Genomic DNA, 14770 nt, shown 5'->3' on the forward strand with positions numbered 1-14770 from the left:
GTCAACGCCCGATCGCGAACACGGCCGGCAGGCGTTCGTCCAATGTGCCCGGCTGCGCCTTGGCGCGCCAGGATTTCACGGTTTCGCTGCGCACGTGGGCGCTGGCGAGCGTCAGGCCGCGTGCTACCGCGAGCCGGGTGTTGTGCTGCAGCGTTTGCACCAGCGCCTGAAGCAGCGCGGCGTTGCGGTAGGGCGTTTCGATGAACAGCTGCGTCTGGCCCGTCTTGAGCGCCAGCGCCTCGAGCTCGCGGATGCGCACCTGGCGCTCGCCGGCATCCTGCGGCAAGTAGCCGACGAAGGCGAAGTTCTGCCCGTTGAGGCCGCTCGCAGCCAGCGCCAGCAGCAGCGAGACGGGCCCGGTGAGCGGCACCACGGCAATGCCCAGGTCATGCGCGGCGCGCGCCACCGAGGAGCCGGGGTCGGCCACCGCCGGCATGCCGGCCTCACTCAGCAGGCCGACGTCGTGGCCTTCGAGCGCGGCGGCCAGCAACGGGCGGGCATCGAACTGCCCCGCGTGGTCGCCCTTCTTGTGCACCTCGCGCGGCAGTTCGCGGATGTCCTGCGCCTGCAGCGGCGCCGCCAGTGGCGCGACGGCATCGATCCGCTTCAGGTAGGCGCGGGCCGACTTGGCGTTCTCGCAGATCCAGTGGGTGATCCCGGCGGCGGCCTGGATCGTGCCCAGCGGCAGGGCGTCCTGCAGCGGCGCCTGGGTGTCGCAGCCGAAGTCGAGCGGCGCGGGAACGAGGTAGAGCTTGCCGTGCGTCACAGGAGTTCGACCCCCGCGGCGCGCAGCATCCGGCAGGTGCGGATCAAGGGCAGGCCGACCAGCGCCGTCGGGTCGTCGCTGTCGATCGCGCTCAGCAAGGCGATGCCGAGCCCTTCGCTCTTCGCGCTGCCTGCGCAGTCGTACGGCTGCTCGGCCTGCAGGTACTGCTCGATGGCGGCATCGCTGAGTTCGCGGAACACCACCCGCACCGGCGCCAGGTCGCGCTGGACGAAGCCGGTGGCCTCGCAGACCACGGCCACCGCGGTCTGGAACACCAGTGTCTGGCCGCGCATCCGGCGCAGTTGGGCCGTGGCGCGCGCGTGGTCGCCGGGCTTGCCGAGCGCCTCGCCCGCCAACTCGGCCACCTGGTCCGAGCCGATGACCACGGCTTCCGGAAAGCGTGCGGCTACGGCGCGCGCCTTTTCGAGCGCCAGCCGCTCGGCCAGCTCGCGCGGCGTTTCGCCGGCCAGCGCCGTTTCGTCGACTTCGGGTGCCTGTACATCGAAGGACAGGTGCAGGCGGTTCAGCAGTTCGCGCCGGTAGCGCGAGGTCGAGGCGAGGATCAAGGGGCGTTGCATGGGCCAGATTGTGCGGGAGCCGCGCAAAACCCTCGGGCATGCCTTTGGGGGTGACGCGGCCGGCGCGCTAGACTGGCGCGGATGAAGAGAGAATTTCCCCCCCAACGGCTCGACGTGGCCGGCTTTGCCGCCGCTGCCGCCACCCTGGACGCCACCGACCCGGTTCCGAGCTATGTGCGCCTTGCCGCCGAACTGGCGGCTCCGGCGCCCGATGCCGTGGTCCGCTGGACGGCGACCGGCGAAGAACGCCCGGGCGCCGACGGCAAGGCCGTGCCCTGGCTGCACCTGGAAGCCGAAGCGACCGTGCCGCTGACCTGCCAGCGCTGCCTGACGCCTGTGGAGACGCCGCTGGTGGTGGACCGCTGGTTCCGCTTCGTTGCCGACGAGGCCACGGCGGAGGCCGAAGACGAGGAGTCCGAGGAAGACCTGCTCGTCATGAGCCGGGACTTCGATCTGCCCACCCTGATTGAAGACGAGCTCCTGATGGAGATTCCCGTCATGCCCGTGCACGAGGTCTGCCCGGTCCCGGTGCGGCTCTCTTCCAGCGACGATGACTTCCAGGCGGCCGAAGAGGCCAAGCCGAACCCCTTCGCGGTGCTCGGCGCGTTGCGTTCGCGCAAGCCCGAAGAGGGCAAGTAGCCCTTTTTCGCCGCCTGGGCTATAATCATGGGCTTCGCGCGCGCCGCCGTGAGCAGCAAGACAGGCAAGGGCATTCCATGCATGCCCCTGGATTGCCACCGCAAGAGAGCGCATCCAATCACTCACCTAACAGTCCAGGAGCCATCATGGCCGTCCAGCAAAACAAGAAGTCGCCTTCCAAGCGCGGCATGCACCGTTCCCACAATGCGCTGGTCGTGCCCGGCATTGCCGTTGAGCCGACCACTGGCGAAACGCATCTGCGCCACCACATCAGCCCCAACGGTTTCTACCGTGGCCGCCAGGTGCTCAAGAACAAGTCTGAAGCCTGATCTCGCATCCCAAGGCCGAGGCCCGAAGCTACTTTTGCCGTAGCGTCGGGCCTTTGTTTTGATGGCTACGCCTTCTTCCCCCGAATCCACTGCTGCGCCTTCCGCAATCACGCTCGCCGTGGATTGCATGGGAGGTGACCATGGGCCGCGCGTCACGCTTGCGGCCTGCCGCGCGTTCCTCGAGCGGCACAGCGAAGCCTCGTTGCTGCTGGTCGGCGCGCCGGCTGCGCTGGCAGGCTTTGCCGCGCATCCGCGCGCCCGCATCGTCGCGGCCAGCGAGGTGGTGGGCATGGACGACCCGATCGAAATCGCCCTGCGCAAGAAGAAGGATTCTTCGATGCGCATCGCGATCCAGCAGGTCAAGGATGGCGCCGCCCAGGCGGCCATCTCGGCCGGCAACACGGGCGCCCTCATGGCCATTGCCCGCTACCTGCTCAAGACGCTCGACGGCATCGATCGCCCGGCCATCGCTCCTCAGCTTCCCAACGCCAAGGGCGGCGCCACCACGGTGCTCGACCTGGGCGCCAACGTCGATTGCGACGCGGAAGACCTGCTTCAGTTTGCCGTGCTCGGCTCGGCGCTGGTTTCGGCGCTCACGGGCAACGAGGCGCCTTCGGTCGGCCTGCTCAACATCGGCGAAGAGGCGATCAAGGGCAGCGAAACGATCAAAAAGGCCAGTCAACTGCTGCGTACGGCCGCCAACTCGAAGGATCTGAACTTCTACGGCAACGTGGAAGGTAACGATATTTTCAAGGGCACGACCGATATCGTCGTTTGTGACGGTTTTGTCGGAAACGTGGCACTGAAGGCGAGTGAAGGCGTGGCCTCGATGATCGGCGAGTTCATCCGCGTGGAATTTTCGCGGAGCATTTTCACGAAAGCGGCGGCAATTGTTGCCTATCCGGTTCTAAAAGCGTTTAAAAATCGGCTCGATCACCGTCGGTACAACGGTGCGGCCCTGTTGGGCCTGCGTGGCCTGGTTTTCAAGAGCCATGGCTCGGCCGACGAAGTGGCTTTCGGCCATGCGCTGGATCGCGCTTATGATGCCGCTCGCAACAACCTGCTCGATCGCGTGCGGGCCCGCATCGCTCACGCCGCGCCATTGCTCGCGCGGCAGGAGCCCGCGGTGCCAGCCGACGCGACGGCCCTTCACGTTTGATGAGCTCTTATTCACGCATCACCGGCACCGGCAGCTACCTGCCGCCGCGCCGGGTGACCAATGACGACCTTGCCAAGGAATTGGCAACGCGCGGCATCGAAACCTCGAACCAGTGGATCGTCGAGCGCACCGGCATCCATGCGCGGCACTTCGCAGCGCCTGAGGTCACGAGCAGCGATCTCGGCCTCGAGGCCGCCCGCCACGCACTCGAAGCCGCAGGCCGCAAGGCGGAAGACATCGACCTGATCATCGTCGCGACCTCGACGCCCGACATGGTGTTTCCTTCGTCGGCGGCCATTCTCCAGAACAAGCTTGGCGTGGCCGGCTGTCCGGCCTTCGACGTCCAGGCGGTCTGCAGCGGCTTCGTCTATGCGCTGACCGTGGCCGACGCCATGATCCGCACCGGCACCGCGCGTTGCGCGCTGGTGGTCGGCGCCGAAGTGTTCTCGCGCATTCTCGATTTCAACGACCGCACCACCTGCGTGCTGTTCGGCGACGGTGCCGGCGCCGTGGTGCTCGAGGCCAGCGAGGAGCCGGGCATCCTGGCGAGCGACCTGCATGCGGACGGCAAGCACGTCGGCATTCTTTGCGTGCCGGGCCACGTCTCGGGCGGCAATGTGCTGGGTACGCCGCTGCTGCACATGGACGGACAGGCCGTGTTCAAGCTCGCGGTGCGCGTGCTCGAGGATGCCGCCCGCGCCACGCTGGCCAAGGCGGGCAAGACCGAGGCCGACATCGACTGGCTCATTCCGCATCAGGCCAACATCCGCATCATGGAAGGCACGGCCAGGAAGCTGAAGCTCCCGCGCGAGAAGCTCATCGTCACGGTCAACGAGCATGGCAACACCTCGGCCGCCTCCATTCCGCTGGCGCTCGACGAGGCCGTGCGGTCCGGCAAGGTGAAGAAGGGCGAAACCGTCATGCTGGAAGGCGTGGGTGGTGGCTTCACCTGGGGCGCGGTGCTATTGAATCTGTAGTGCATCGCGATGCCCCTCCGGGCTGCGATGCGACACGACGCTTTTGATAAAAATGAAATCCTTTGCTTTTGTCTTCCCGGGTCAGGGCTCCCAGGCCGTCGGCATGCTCGATGCCTGGGGCGATCATCCGGCCGTGGCCGAAACCCTGCGCGAAGCTTCCGAAGCGCTGGGCGAAGACATCGGCGGGCTGATCAAGAACGGCCCGAAGGAAGAACTGGCGCTGACCACCAACACGCAGCCGGTGATGCTGGTGGCCGGCGTTGCCGCCTGGCGCGCCTGGCTGGCCGAAGGCGGGCCCACCCCGTCGATGGTGGCGGGGCATTCGCTGGGTGAATATTCGGCGCTGGTTGCGTCCGGCGTGCTGACGCTCGCGCAGGCCGCGCCGCTGGTGCGCTTTCGGGCGCGGGCCATGCAGCAGGCGGTGCCGGTCGGCGTCGGCGCCATGGCGGCGGTGCTGGGCATGGACGCCGCCAAGGTGGTGGCGGGCTGCGCGGAAGCCACGGCGTCCTTCGGTGCAGGCAGCGCCGAGATCGTGGAGGCGGTGAATTTCAACGATCCGATGCAGACCGTGATCGCGGGCAGCAAAGCGGCCGTCGACAAGGCCTGCGAACTGCTCAAGGCCGGCGGTGCCAAGCGCGCGCTGCTGCTGCCGGTGTCCGCGCCCTTCCATTCGAGCCTGATGAAGCCCGCCGCCGAGGCATTGCGCGAAAAGCTCGCCACCCTCACGCTGGCGGCGCCGCAGATTCCGGTGCTGAACAACATCGACGTGGCGGTCGAGACCGATCCCGCGCGCATCCGCGACGCCCTCGTGCGCCAGGCCGCCGGTCCGGTTCGCTGGGTCGAAAGCGTGCAGGCCTTGAAACTGCGCGGCGCAACCTCCATCATCGAGTGCGGGCCGGGCAAGGTGCTGGCCGGCATGGTCAAGCGCATCGCCCCCGAGCTGCAAGCCGCGTCGGTGTACGACCCGGCAACGCTCGCGGACACCCGACAATCGCTCGCCGGCTGAACGGCGCGGGCCCAGACACTTCTTTTATGAGCATTCCCAAATTCGAAGGGCAGGTCGCCCTGGTCACCGGCGCATCGCGCGGCATCGGCGCAGCCATCGCGCTCGAGCTGGCGCAGCGTGGCCTCAAGGTGGTCGGCACCGGCACCACCGAGGACAGCGCGGCCAAGATCACTTCGGCGCTCAGCGCCTTCGACGGCCGCGGCCGCGCACTCGACGTGAACGACGCCGTCGCGGTCGAGGCGCTGATCGACGAGATCGTGAAGGCCTACGGCGCCATCCACGTGCTGGTCAACAACGCCGGCATCACGCGCGACACGCTCGCCATGCGCATGAAGGACGACGACTGGGACGCGGTGCTCGACACCAATCTCAAGGCCGTGTTCCGCCTCTCGCGCGCGGTGATCCGCCCGATGATGAAGCAGCGCTACGGCCGCATCATCAGCATCACGAGCGTGGTGGGCGCCTCCGGCAATGCCGGGCAGGCCAACTACGCGGCAGCCAAGGCCGGCGTGGCGGGCATGACCCGCGCGTTGGCGCGCGAGCTGGGCAGCCGCAACATCACGGTCAACTGCGTGGCGCCGGGCTTCATCGAAACCGACATGACGGCCAGCCTGCCCGAGGCACAGCAGCAGGCGCTGCTGCAGCAGATCCCGCTGGGCCACCTGGGCAAGCCGGCCGACATCGCACATGCAGTGGCCTACCTCGCGTCGCCCCAGGCGTCCTACGTGACGGGGCAGGAGCTGCACGTCAACGGCGGCATGCACATGTAGCCGCAAGGCGCAAACTTTTCCCGTACCGGGCGCACGGCAAATGCCACAATGCGCCCGGCTAAAATCCACTGTTACCTACAACCCTCAGAGGGAACCAAATGAGCGATATCGAAGCACGTGTCAAGAAAATCATCGCCGAGCAACTCGGCGTGGAAGAGTCCCAAGTAACCAACGAGAAGGCCTTCGTGGCCGACCTCGGTGCAGACTCGCTCGACACGGTCGAACTGGTGATGGCACTCGAAGACGAATTCGGCATCGAGATTCCCGACGAAGACGCCGAGAAGATCACCACGGTGCAAAACGCCGTCGACTACGCCACCAAGAATCAAAAGGCCTGATCGGCCAGCTGACACTGCAACGACGGCCGGCGGCTCTTTTTTCAACCGCCCGCGCCGCTCGGCAGCTGTTCAGCGCTTCCAGAAAGGTTTGCCGGCATGACCAAACGCCGCGTCGTCGTGACCGGACTCGGTTGCATCGCTCCTGTCGGAAACACCGCAGCCGAATCCTGGGCCAATCTGCTGGCCGGGAAGTCGGGCATTGCGAACATCACCGCGTTCGATGCAAGCGCCTTCGCCTGCAAGTTCGCCGGTGAGGTCAAGGGTTTCGACATCACCCAATACATCTCGGAGAAGGAAGCGCGCCACATGGACCGCTTCATTCATCTGGGGCTTGCCGCCGCCATCCAGGCGGTGCAGGACAGCGGACTGCCGACCGGCGAAGCGCTGTCCTATGAGAAGGCCGTGCGCATCGGCTGCAACATCGGCTCGGGCATCGGCGGGCTGCCGATGATCGAAGAGACGCACGGCGAATACGCGAGCCGCGGACCGCGCCGCATTTCGCCGTTCTTCGTACCGGCTTCGATCATCAACATGATCTCGGGCCACGTCTCGATCAAGTACGGCTTTAAGGGTCCGAACATCGCCGTCGTGACCGCCTGCACCACGGGTTTGCACGCCATCGGCACGTCGGCACGCATGATCGAATACGGCGACGCCGACGTCATGATCGCGGGCGGCGCCGAGTCGACCATTTCTCCGCTCGGCATCGGCGGCTTCACCGCGCCTCGCGCGTTGAGCACCCGCAATGACGATCCTGCCACGGCTTCGCGTCCCTGGGACAAGGACCGCGACGGCTTCGTGCTGGGCGAGGGCGCCGGTGTGGTCGTGCTCGAGGAGTACGAACACGCCAAGGCGCGCGGCGCCAAAATCTATGCGGAAGTCTCGGGCTTCGGCATGACCGGCGATGCGTACCACATGACCGCGCCTGACGTCGACGGCCCGCGCCGGTCGATGGCCATGGCGCTGGCCAATGCGGGCGTCAACCCCGACGAGGTCCAGTACCTGAATGCGCACGGCACCTCCACGCAGATCGGCGACGTCAACGAGACCAATGCGGTCAAGCTGGCTTTCGGTGATCACGCGAAGAAGCTCGTCGTCAATTCGACCAAGTCCATGACCGGCCACCTGCTGGGCGGCGCCGGGGGCATTGAATCGGTGTTCACGGTGCTCGCGCTGCATCACCAGAAGAGCCCGCCGACCATCAACATCTTCAACCAGGACCCGGAGTGCGACCTCGACTATTGCGCCAATCAGGCGCGCGATCTCAAGATCGATGTCGCGGTCAAGAACAACTTCGGCTTCGGCGGCACCAACGGCACGCTGGTGTTCAAGCGCGTTTGAATCTTGCTCTTCCATGTACAGCGCACCCTCGGTGACCTATCCGGTGGGGCGCTCGCGCGGTGCGACCCGGATCCTGATTGCCACCTGGGCCCTGGGCGCCTGCTGCGCAGGTCTCTCGTGCTATTTGATCGATAGTGTCGGCTGGCGCCAGCTGCTGCTGGTGCTGAGCGTCCTGTTTTCCGGCGCTGCGGCCGGACTCGGGCTGCGAAGCGACGGTGCCGGCGTGCTGCACTTCGACGGCCTGTGCTGGAGCCTGACGGGCGCCGATCGCGGCCGGGCCGTTCATGCGGCGCGCGCCGCGGTGGCGCTCGACCTGCAATCGCTGCTGCTGGTCCACCTGACCCAGCCGGGCCGTGCCGGACGATGGATATGGCTCGAACAGCGCGCCATGCCGGAGCGCTGGCGCGATGTACGCCGTGCGGTATATTCGCGCGCCCCGTCCGCCTCGCCTGCGGGCGAGCCGTGGCGAGCAACCGCGCCTGCCGATGCGCCCTGAACCTCCCCGATGACAACTTCTCCCCCGCCAGTGCCACCGGACTCCGGCTTGCCCGATGGGGCCGCCGAGGCGCCGCGCCCGGGCGAGGTCGACCTCCAGCTGGTCCAGCGCACGGTCGCGGGCGACCAGAAGGCCTTCGAGCTGCTGGTCATCAAGTACCAGCGCCGGATCGAGCGCCTGATCGGACGCATGGTGCGCGACGTCGACCTGGTCGAGGACATCGCCCAGGAAACCTTCATCCGGGCCTATCGCGCGCTCCATCAGTTCCGCGGCGACGCCCAGTTCTACACCTGGCTCTACCGGATCGCGGTCAACACCGCCAAGAAGGCGCTGGTCGACATGAAGCGCGACCCGACCATCTCCGAAAGCGCCCTGCGGCCGTCTTCTGACGAGGACGATGAAACTTACCGCCCTGGAAACGAACCAATCAGCGACGAAACCCCCGAATCAGTCTTGGCAGCCAACGAGATCGCCCAGGTGGTCGAGGCGGCCATGGAAGCATTGCCGCCCGAATTGCGCCAGGCGGTCACCCTGCGCGAGATCGAGGGCATGAGTTACGAAGAGATCGCCGAGGTCATGGATTGCCCGATCGGCACGGTGCGCTCGCGTATTTTCCGGGCGCGTGAGGCCATTTCGGCCAGGGTCAAACCGCTGCTGGACAACCAGTCCGGCAAGCGTTGGTAGGTAAGCAGGTGAATGAAATGAATCAGACGATGACGGTTCGTGAACAGGTGTCCGCACTGGCGGACGGTCATTTGCATGGCGAGGACTTTGCGCGGGCCATCGACACCGTCTGCGCGGAAGAAGACGCGCGCGGTGCCTGGCGCGCCTATCACCTGGTGGGCGACATCCTGCGCTCGGGTGCCCATTCGCCCTGCAGCGACAGCAATGCATTCCTGGCCCGCTTCCAGCAGCGCCTGGCCGCGGAGCCCGTGATCGCGGCACCGGTGCCGGCCGCGGCCCCCGCGGTGCTGACGGCGCGGCACAGGGCCGAGGCAGCCAACGAGCCGGTGTTCCGCTGGAAGCTGGTGGCCGGCGCCGCGTCGCTGGTGGCGGTGGCCGCGATCAGCTGGACCCTGGTCGGAAACGGCATCGGTGTGCCGTCGCCGGGTGCCCAGATTGCAGCAGCGCAGCCGCAGCCGGCCGCCAATTCCGTGCTGGCCGCCGCTGCCGCCAACAGCCAGCTTCCGCCCACCGCCGCGCTCACGCCAACCCGCGTGATGGTCGGCAACGGCAGCCCGCAGGTCATGCTGCGCGACCCGCGCCTCGACCAGCTGCTCGAAGCGCACCAGCAAGCCGGTGGTGCATCGCAAATGCCCTCGGGCTTCCTGCGCAACGCGACCTTCGAAGGCCCTGCGCGCTGATCCGCGCCCGTCTCTCTAATGACCGTTCAGATGCCGATCTCCGCACGCGCGTTCGCGCTGGTGTTCGCTGCTTTTTGTTTTGCGCAGATCGCGGCCGCGCAGACCCGGCCCGGGCTGGCGAACGCCAAGGGGGCGGCCTCGGCCCAGGCGGGCGATGCGCCGCCCTCGATGAGCGTCGTCGAATGGCTGCAGCGCATGCACACGGGGGCCCGGCAGCGCAATTACGTCGGCACCTTCGTGGTGTCGGCCGCGGGCGGCGACCTGTCGAGCGCGCGCATCTGGCATGTGCGCGACGGCGACCTGCAGATCGAGCGCATCGAGGCGCTGTCGGGGCCACCGCGCTCCACGTTCAGGCGCAACCACCATGTGATGACCTTCCTGCCCGAGGCGAAGGTCGTGAAGGTCGAGAAGCGCGAAAACCTCGACCTGTTCCCCAATCTGCCCGACAAGCCCGACTCGTCGATCGGCGACTTCTACGACGTTCGCGCCGTCGGCAAGGACCGCGTGGCGGGCTTCGATGCCGACGTGGTGCAACTGGTGCCGCACGACGCACTGCGCTTCGGCTACCGCATCTGGAGCGAGCGCCGCTCCGGCCTCGTGGTGAAGCTGCAGACCGTGGACGCCGAATCCCGCGTGGTGGAGCAGTCGGCGTTTTCAGAATTGCAGCTCGACGCGCCGATCAAGGCGCAGGCGCTCGCGCAGATGATGACCAATACCAGCGGCTACCGCGTCGAGAAACTGGAGCTCGAACGCACCAGCGCGCAGGACGAAGGCTGGGTGCTCAAGGCGCCGGTGGCCGGCTTCAAGCCGCGCAGCTTCTACCGGCGTCCGGCCGGCAGCGACAGCAAGGCGGGGCAGGACCGCACCGTCCAGTGGACCTTCTCCGATGGCCTGGCCTCGGTGTCGCTTTTCATCGAGCGTTACGATGAAAAGCGTGCGCCGCGTGATGGCGTGCTGACGATCGGGGCCACCAACGCCATTCGCCGGCGATTGCCCGAGCCGGCGAGCGACTGGTGGCTGACCGCTGTGGGCGAGGTGCCGCAGCAGACGCTCAATGCGTTCGCTCAAAGCCTCGCGCGCACGCGCTGACCCGCTGCGCCTGCGCTGTAGTAGATGGCGCTGAACCAAGTCCGTATCACCGACTCATAGCTCTTCTTCTTTTGGCCGCTCTGTTCTTTTGAAAGAAAACCGATGATGTTCAAAGTCGAGGGACACAAGCTTCGTTCCTATCTCTTCGCATTCGGCATGGCCTGCTCGGCTGCCGTGGGTTTCGTGCCGGCAGCGCCGGCCATGGCGCAGACGCGCGGATTGCCCGATTTCGCCGATCTGGTGGAGCAGGTGGGGCCGGCCGTGGTCGGTATCCGCACGGTCGAGAAAGTGGCCTCGGGCGGCGGCAGCGGCGAAATGGACGAGGAGATGCAGGAGTTCTTCCGGCGCTTCTTCGGGCAGCCGCTGCCGGGCAACCCGCGTCCGGGCCCGCGCCCGAACCGGCCGCAGCAGCCGCAGGAGGAAGAGCGCCCGCGCGGCGTGGGCTCGGGCTTCATCCTGTCGGCCGACGGCTATGTCATGACCAATGCGCACGTGATCGAGGATGCGTCCGAAATCCTCGTCACGCTGACCGACAAGCGCGAGTTCAAGGCCAAGCTGATCGGTGCCGACAAGCGCAGCGACGTCGCCGTGGTCAAGATCGAGGCGACCAGCCTGCCGGTGGTGAAGATCGGCGACATCTCGAAGCTGCGCGTCGGCGAATGGGTCATGGCCATCGGTTCGCCCTTTGGCCTGGAGAACACCGTGACCGCCGGCATCGTGAGCGCGAAGCAGCGCGACACCGGCGACCTGGTGCCCCTGATCCAGACCGACGTGGCCATCAACCCCGGCAACTCGGGCGGCCCGCTGATCAACCTGCGCGGCGAAGTGGTGGGCATCAACAGCCAGATCTATTCGCGCTCGGGCGGCTACATGGGCATCTCGTTCTCGATCCCGATCGACGAGGCGATCCGCGTCAGCGACCAGCTGCGCGCCACCGGCCGCGTTTCGCGCGGGCTGATCGGCGTGACCATCGGCTCGGTCTCCAAGGACGTGGCCGAATCCATCGGGCTCGGCAAGGCGCGCGGTGCGCTCGTGAGCAGCGTGGTGCCGGGTTCGGCAGCCGACAAGGCCGGCGTGCGCGAGGGCGACATCATCACCAAGTACGGCGACAAGCTCATCGAAACCCCCAGCGACCTGTCGCGCTCGGTGGCCAGCACCAAGCCCGGCTCAAAGAACACGCTGACGGTGTTCCGCAACGGCAGCACGCGCGAGCTTTCGGTCACCGTGGCCGAGGGCGATGCGGAAGCCAAGCCGGCCGGCAAGCGCCAGCCCGAGCGCGAGGAGCCGCAGGCCAAGCCGTCGGCGGCCGGCAAGGCGCTCGGCCTGGTGGTCAGCGACCTGACCGAGGCCCAGAAGAAGGAGCTCAAGATGCGCGGCGGCGTGCGTATCGAGTCGGCGAGCGATGGCGCTGCGCGGGCCGGCCTGCGCGAAGGGGACGTGATCCTGGCCGTGGGCAACATCGAGGTATCGAGCGTCAAGGAATTCGAGTCCGCGGTCGCCAAGGCCGACAAGGGCAAGCCTCTGAGCGTGCTGTTCCGCCGTGGCGAGTGGGCCCAGTACGCCCTGATCCGCCCCGCACGCTGATCCGGCCTTTTCCGTCAAGTGGCCCCACCCGTCACTCGGGTTTGGGGCCTTTTTTTGAGGTGTTTGCGACGCTCGAGCGCCCGGTTTCAAAAAAAATTCCAGGCCAAAAGCGGGCGAGTTTTGTTTGTATCCACTAACTTATGAAGAGGCTTAGGACGATTTTCGGTAGAATAGAAGCCATTGGGCGGCGGGTCCGCGCATAAGGGGAGAGCTTTCCTCCACCATGCGAGATGTCAGACAGCAGTCCACCGGCGCTCCACAGATCGCCCACAAGTTGTTCATGGAGTGCTCCACCGATCTTGTGGATAAGTTGTTTATATCTTTGATGTTGTGGACCTGCAACGACCCGTTTTGACCCTGTCCCCGGATGTACGTGCCTCCCTTTTTGCCTACAATGAAGTTCCAACTACTGCAGTTGCCATTGCTTGTTGGTTCAGGGCGCGTCTCCAGAAGACGCGCCCTTTTTTCTTGCCTGTCGCACTCTGCGCACGAGCCAATTCAAGTACTTAAGCGTTCCCGTTGATGAATCACATCAGAAATTTTTCGATCATTGCGCACATCGATCACGGCAAGTCGACGCTCGCGGACCGCCTGATCCAGCGTTGCGGCGGCCTCGCGGAACGCGAGATGGAAGCGCAGGTGCTCGACTCGATGGACATCGAAAAAGAGCGTGGGATAACCATCAAGGCGCAGACCGCCGCGCTGCACTACAAGGCACTCGATGGGCAGGTCTACAACCTCAATCTGATCGACACGCCGGGCCACGTCGACTTCTCTTATGAAGTGAGCCGCTCGCTGTCGGCGTGCGAAGGTGCGCTGCTCGTCGTCGATGCATCGCAAGGCGTCGAAGCGCAGACCGTGGCCAACTGCTACACCGCGCTCGACCTCGGCGTCGAGGTGGTGCCGGTGCTCAACAAGATGGATCTGCCCAATGCGGATCCCGACAACGCACGCAGCGAGATCGAGGACGTGATCGGCATCGACGCGACCGATGCCATTCCGTGTTCCGCCAAGACCGGCCTGGGCATCGACGAGATCCTCGAAGCCATCGTGCACAAGATGCCTGCGCCGCGCGGCAATCCCGACGGCCCGCTGCGCGCGATGATCGTCGACAGCTGGTTCGATCCCTACGTCGGCGTGGTCATGCTGGTGCGCGTGGTGGATGGCCGCCTGGTGAAGGGCGAGCGCATCAAGATGATGGCGTCCGGCGCCATGTACAACGCCGACAACATCGGCGTCTTCACGCCGGCCAACGAACCGCGCGCGTCGCTCGAGGCCGGCGAGGTGGGCTACATCATCGCGGGCATCAAGGAACTGCAGGCCGCCAAGGTCGGTGACACCGTGACGCTGATCAAGCCGGGCACGGGCGGCGCGGCCGCCACCGCCACCGAGGCGCTGCCGGGCTTCAAGGAAATCCAGCCGCAGGTGTTTGCCGGCCTCTATCCGACCGAGGCCAGCGAGTACGACTCGCTGCGCGACGCGCTCGAAAAGCTCAAGCTCAACGATTCATCGCTGCGCTACGAGCCCGAGGTGAGCCAGGCGCTGGGCTTCGGCTTCCGCTGCGGCTTTCTCGGCCTGCTGCACATGGAGATCGTGCAGGAGCGCCTGGAGCGCGAGTTCGACCAGGACCTGATCACCACCGCGCCGAGCGTGGTCTATCAGGTGGTGCGCAACGACGGCGAAGTCATCATGGTCGAGAACCCGTCCAAGATGCCCGACGTCGGCAAGATGAGCGAGATCCGCGAGCCGATCGTCACCGTGCATCTCTACATGCCGCAGGAATACGTCGGGGCGGTGATGACGCTGGCCAACCAGAAGCGCGGCGTGCAGATGAACATGGCCTACCACGGCCGCCAGGTGATGCTGACCTACGAGATGCCGCTCGGCGAAATCGTGCTCGACTTCTTCGACAAGCTGAAGTCGGTGAGCCGCGGCTATGCCTCGATGGACTACGAGTTCAAGGAATATCGCGCGTCCGACGTGGTCAAGGTCGACATCCTGCTGAACGGCGAAAAGGTCGATGCGCTGTCGATCATCGTGCACCGCAGCCAGTCGCAGTACCGCGGCCGGGCGGTGGTCTCGAAGATGCGCGAGATCATTTCGCGCCAGATGTTCGACGTGGCGATCCAGGCGGCCATCGGGGTCAACATCATCGCGCGTGAGACAATCAAGGCGCTGCGCAAGAACGTTCTAGCCAAGTGCTACGGCGGCGACATCACCCGCAAGAAGAAACTGCTCGAGAAGCAGAAGGCGGGCAAGAAAAGAATGAAGCAGATCGGCTCGGTCGAGGTCCCGCAAGAGGCCTTCCTCGCGATTCTGCAAGTCGAAGACTGA

The 14770-nt window shown here is 66.0% G+C and carries 16 protein-coding genes; 14 read left to right on the top strand and 2 right to left on the bottom strand.

Features of this window, described 5'->3' with window-relative positions:
- Position 1: 1 nt before the first annotated feature.
- Positions 2–766 (bottom strand): SAM-dependent methyltransferase, encoded by a 765-nt coding sequence (locus tag ACAM54_RS07260; RefSeq protein ID WP_145741428.1) that lies wholly within the window; start codon positions 764–766, stop codon positions 2–4.
- Entirely contained in the window at positions 763–1344 is a 582-nt protein-coding gene (locus ACAM54_RS07265) for a nucleoside triphosphate pyrophosphatase (protein ID WP_145741431.1), read from the bottom strand. Before ACAM54_RS07265 ends, ACAM54_RS07260 begins: the two co-directional genes overlap by 4 nt.
- Before the next feature lie 81 nt (positions 1345–1425).
- Here ACAM54_RS07265 and ACAM54_RS07270 point away from each other — a divergent pair, with 81 nt between their 5' ends.
- From ACAM54_RS07270 to lepA, 14 genes are all read left to right on the top strand, one after another.
- Positions 1426–1983: a DUF177 domain-containing protein gene (locus ACAM54_RS07270; RefSeq protein ID WP_369650296.1), complete on the top strand. Its 558-nt coding sequence runs from the start codon at positions 1426–1428 to the stop codon at positions 1981–1983.
- Positions 1984–2129: 146 nt separating this feature from the next.
- A complete protein-coding gene (gene rpmF / locus ACAM54_RS07275; protein ID WP_007830466.1) occupies positions 2130–2312 on the top strand; it encodes a 50S ribosomal protein L32 in 183 nt (60 codons plus the stop codon).
- Positions 2313–2373: 61 nt separating this feature from the next.
- Positions 2374–3471, top strand: coding sequence for a phosphate acyltransferase PlsX (plsX, locus tag ACAM54_RS07280; protein ID WP_080515724.1), 1098 nt, complete (start codon positions 2374–2376; stop codon positions 3469–3471).
- The gene (locus ACAM54_RS07285; protein ID WP_209499755.1) at positions 3471–4448 is read left to right on the top strand and encodes a beta-ketoacyl-ACP synthase III; all 978 of its coding nucleotides are present in this window, start codon (positions 3471–3473) and stop codon (positions 4446–4448) included. The genes plsX and ACAM54_RS07285 overlap by 1 nt, the downstream gene beginning before the upstream one ends.
- A gap of 52 nt (positions 4449–4500) precedes the next feature.
- Positions 4501–5454: an ACP S-malonyltransferase gene (fabD, locus tag ACAM54_RS07290; RefSeq protein WP_369650297.1), complete on the top strand. Its 954-nt coding sequence runs from the start codon at positions 4501–4503 to the stop codon at positions 5452–5454.
- Between the two features lie 26 nt (positions 5455–5480).
- Positions 5481–6224: a 3-oxoacyl-ACP reductase FabG gene (gene fabG / locus ACAM54_RS07295; RefSeq protein WP_145741438.1), complete on the top strand. Its 744-nt coding sequence runs from the start codon at positions 5481–5483 to the stop codon at positions 6222–6224.
- 98 nt (positions 6225–6322) lie between these two features.
- Positions 6323–6562 (top strand): acyl carrier protein, encoded by a 240-nt coding sequence (gene acpP / locus ACAM54_RS07300; protein WP_007830471.1) that lies wholly within the window; start codon positions 6323–6325, stop codon positions 6560–6562.
- Positions 6563–6658: 96 nt separating this feature from the next.
- Positions 6659–7903 carry a beta-ketoacyl-ACP synthase II gene (gene fabF, locus ACAM54_RS07305; protein ID WP_145741440.1) on the top strand — a complete coding sequence of 415 codons (1245 nt, stop codon included), beginning with the start codon at positions 6659–6661 and terminating at the stop codon, positions 7901–7903.
- 13 nt (positions 7904–7916) lie between these two features.
- Positions 7917–8399, top strand: a complete 483-nt coding sequence (locus ACAM54_RS07310) for a hypothetical protein (RefSeq protein ID WP_145741442.1) — start codon at positions 7917–7919, stop codon at positions 8397–8399.
- Positions 8400–8408: 9 nt separating this feature from the next.
- On the top strand, positions 8409–9083 hold the full coding sequence (rpoE, locus tag ACAM54_RS07315) for an RNA polymerase sigma factor RpoE (protein ID WP_369650298.1): 675 nt from the start codon (positions 8409–8411) through the stop codon (positions 9081–9083).
- A gap of 17 nt (positions 9084–9100) precedes the next feature.
- The gene (locus ACAM54_RS07320) at positions 9101–9763 is read left to right on the top strand and encodes a sigma-E factor negative regulatory protein (RefSeq protein ID WP_209499753.1); all 663 of its coding nucleotides are present in this window, start codon (positions 9101–9103) and stop codon (positions 9761–9763) included.
- Between the two features lie 30 nt (positions 9764–9793).
- On the top strand, positions 9794–10852 hold the full coding sequence (locus ACAM54_RS07325) for a MucB/RseB C-terminal domain-containing protein (protein ID WP_369650299.1): 1059 nt from the start codon (positions 9794–9796) through the stop codon (positions 10850–10852).
- Positions 10853–10954: 102 nt separating this feature from the next.
- Positions 10955–12436 carry a DegQ family serine endoprotease gene (locus tag ACAM54_RS07330; RefSeq protein ID WP_209534756.1) on the top strand — a complete coding sequence of 494 codons (1482 nt, stop codon included), beginning with the start codon at positions 10955–10957 and terminating at the stop codon, positions 12434–12436.
- 522 nt (positions 12437–12958) lie between these two features.
- Positions 12959–14770 (top strand): translation elongation factor 4, encoded by a 1812-nt coding sequence (gene lepA / locus ACAM54_RS07335; protein ID WP_012746544.1) that lies wholly within the window; start codon positions 12959–12961, stop codon positions 14768–14770.

The sequence above is a fragment of the Variovorax sp. V93 genome, assembly GCF_041154485.1.
Taxonomy (GTDB): Bacteria; Pseudomonadota; Gammaproteobacteria; order Burkholderiales; family Burkholderiaceae_C; genus Variovorax; species Variovorax beijingensis_A.

Bases quoted from the DNA above. Each gene is read 5' to 3' on its own strand.
- ACAM54_RS07265 (WP_145741431.1), bottom strand. From the start codon at position 1,344: ATGCAACGCCCCTTGATCCTCGCCTCGACCTCGCGCTACCGGCGCGAA.
- ACAM54_RS07270 (WP_369650296.1), top strand. From the start codon at position 1,426: ATGAAGAGAGAATTTCCCCCCCAACGGCTCGACGTGGCCGGCTTTGCC.
- rpmF (WP_007830466.1), top strand. From the start codon at position 2,130: ATGGCCGTCCAGCAAAACAAGAAGTCGCCTTCCAAGCGCGGCATGCAC.
- plsX (WP_080515724.1), top strand. From the start codon at position 2,374: ATGGCTACGCCTTCTTCCCCCGAATCCACTGCTGCGCCTTCCGCAATC.
- ACAM54_RS07285 (WP_209499755.1), top strand. From the start codon at position 3,471: ATGAGCTCTTATTCACGCATCACCGGCACCGGCAGCTACCTGCCGCCG.
- fabD (WP_369650297.1), top strand. From the start codon at position 4,501: ATGAAATCCTTTGCTTTTGTCTTCCCGGGTCAGGGCTCCCAGGCCGTC.
- fabG (WP_145741438.1), top strand. From the start codon at position 5,481: ATGAGCATTCCCAAATTCGAAGGGCAGGTCGCCCTGGTCACCGGCGCA.
- acpP (WP_007830471.1), top strand. From the start codon at position 6,323: ATGAGCGATATCGAAGCACGTGTCAAGAAAATCATCGCCGAGCAACTC.
- fabF (WP_145741440.1), top strand. From the start codon at position 6,659: ATGACCAAACGCCGCGTCGTCGTGACCGGACTCGGTTGCATCGCTCCT.
- ACAM54_RS07310 (WP_145741442.1), top strand. From the start codon at position 7,917: ATGTACAGCGCACCCTCGGTGACCTATCCGGTGGGGCGCTCGCGCGGT.
- rpoE (WP_369650298.1), top strand. From the start codon at position 8,409: ATGACAACTTCTCCCCCGCCAGTGCCACCGGACTCCGGCTTGCCCGAT.
- ACAM54_RS07320 (WP_209499753.1), top strand. From the start codon at position 9,101: ATGAATCAGACGATGACGGTTCGTGAACAGGTGTCCGCACTGGCGGAC.
- ACAM54_RS07325 (WP_369650299.1), top strand. From the start codon at position 9,794: ATGCCGATCTCCGCACGCGCGTTCGCGCTGGTGTTCGCTGCTTTTTGT.
- ACAM54_RS07330 (WP_209534756.1), top strand. From the start codon at position 10,955: ATGATGTTCAAAGTCGAGGGACACAAGCTTCGTTCCTATCTCTTCGCA.
- lepA (WP_012746544.1), top strand. From the start codon at position 12,959: ATGAATCACATCAGAAATTTTTCGATCATTGCGCACATCGATCACGGC.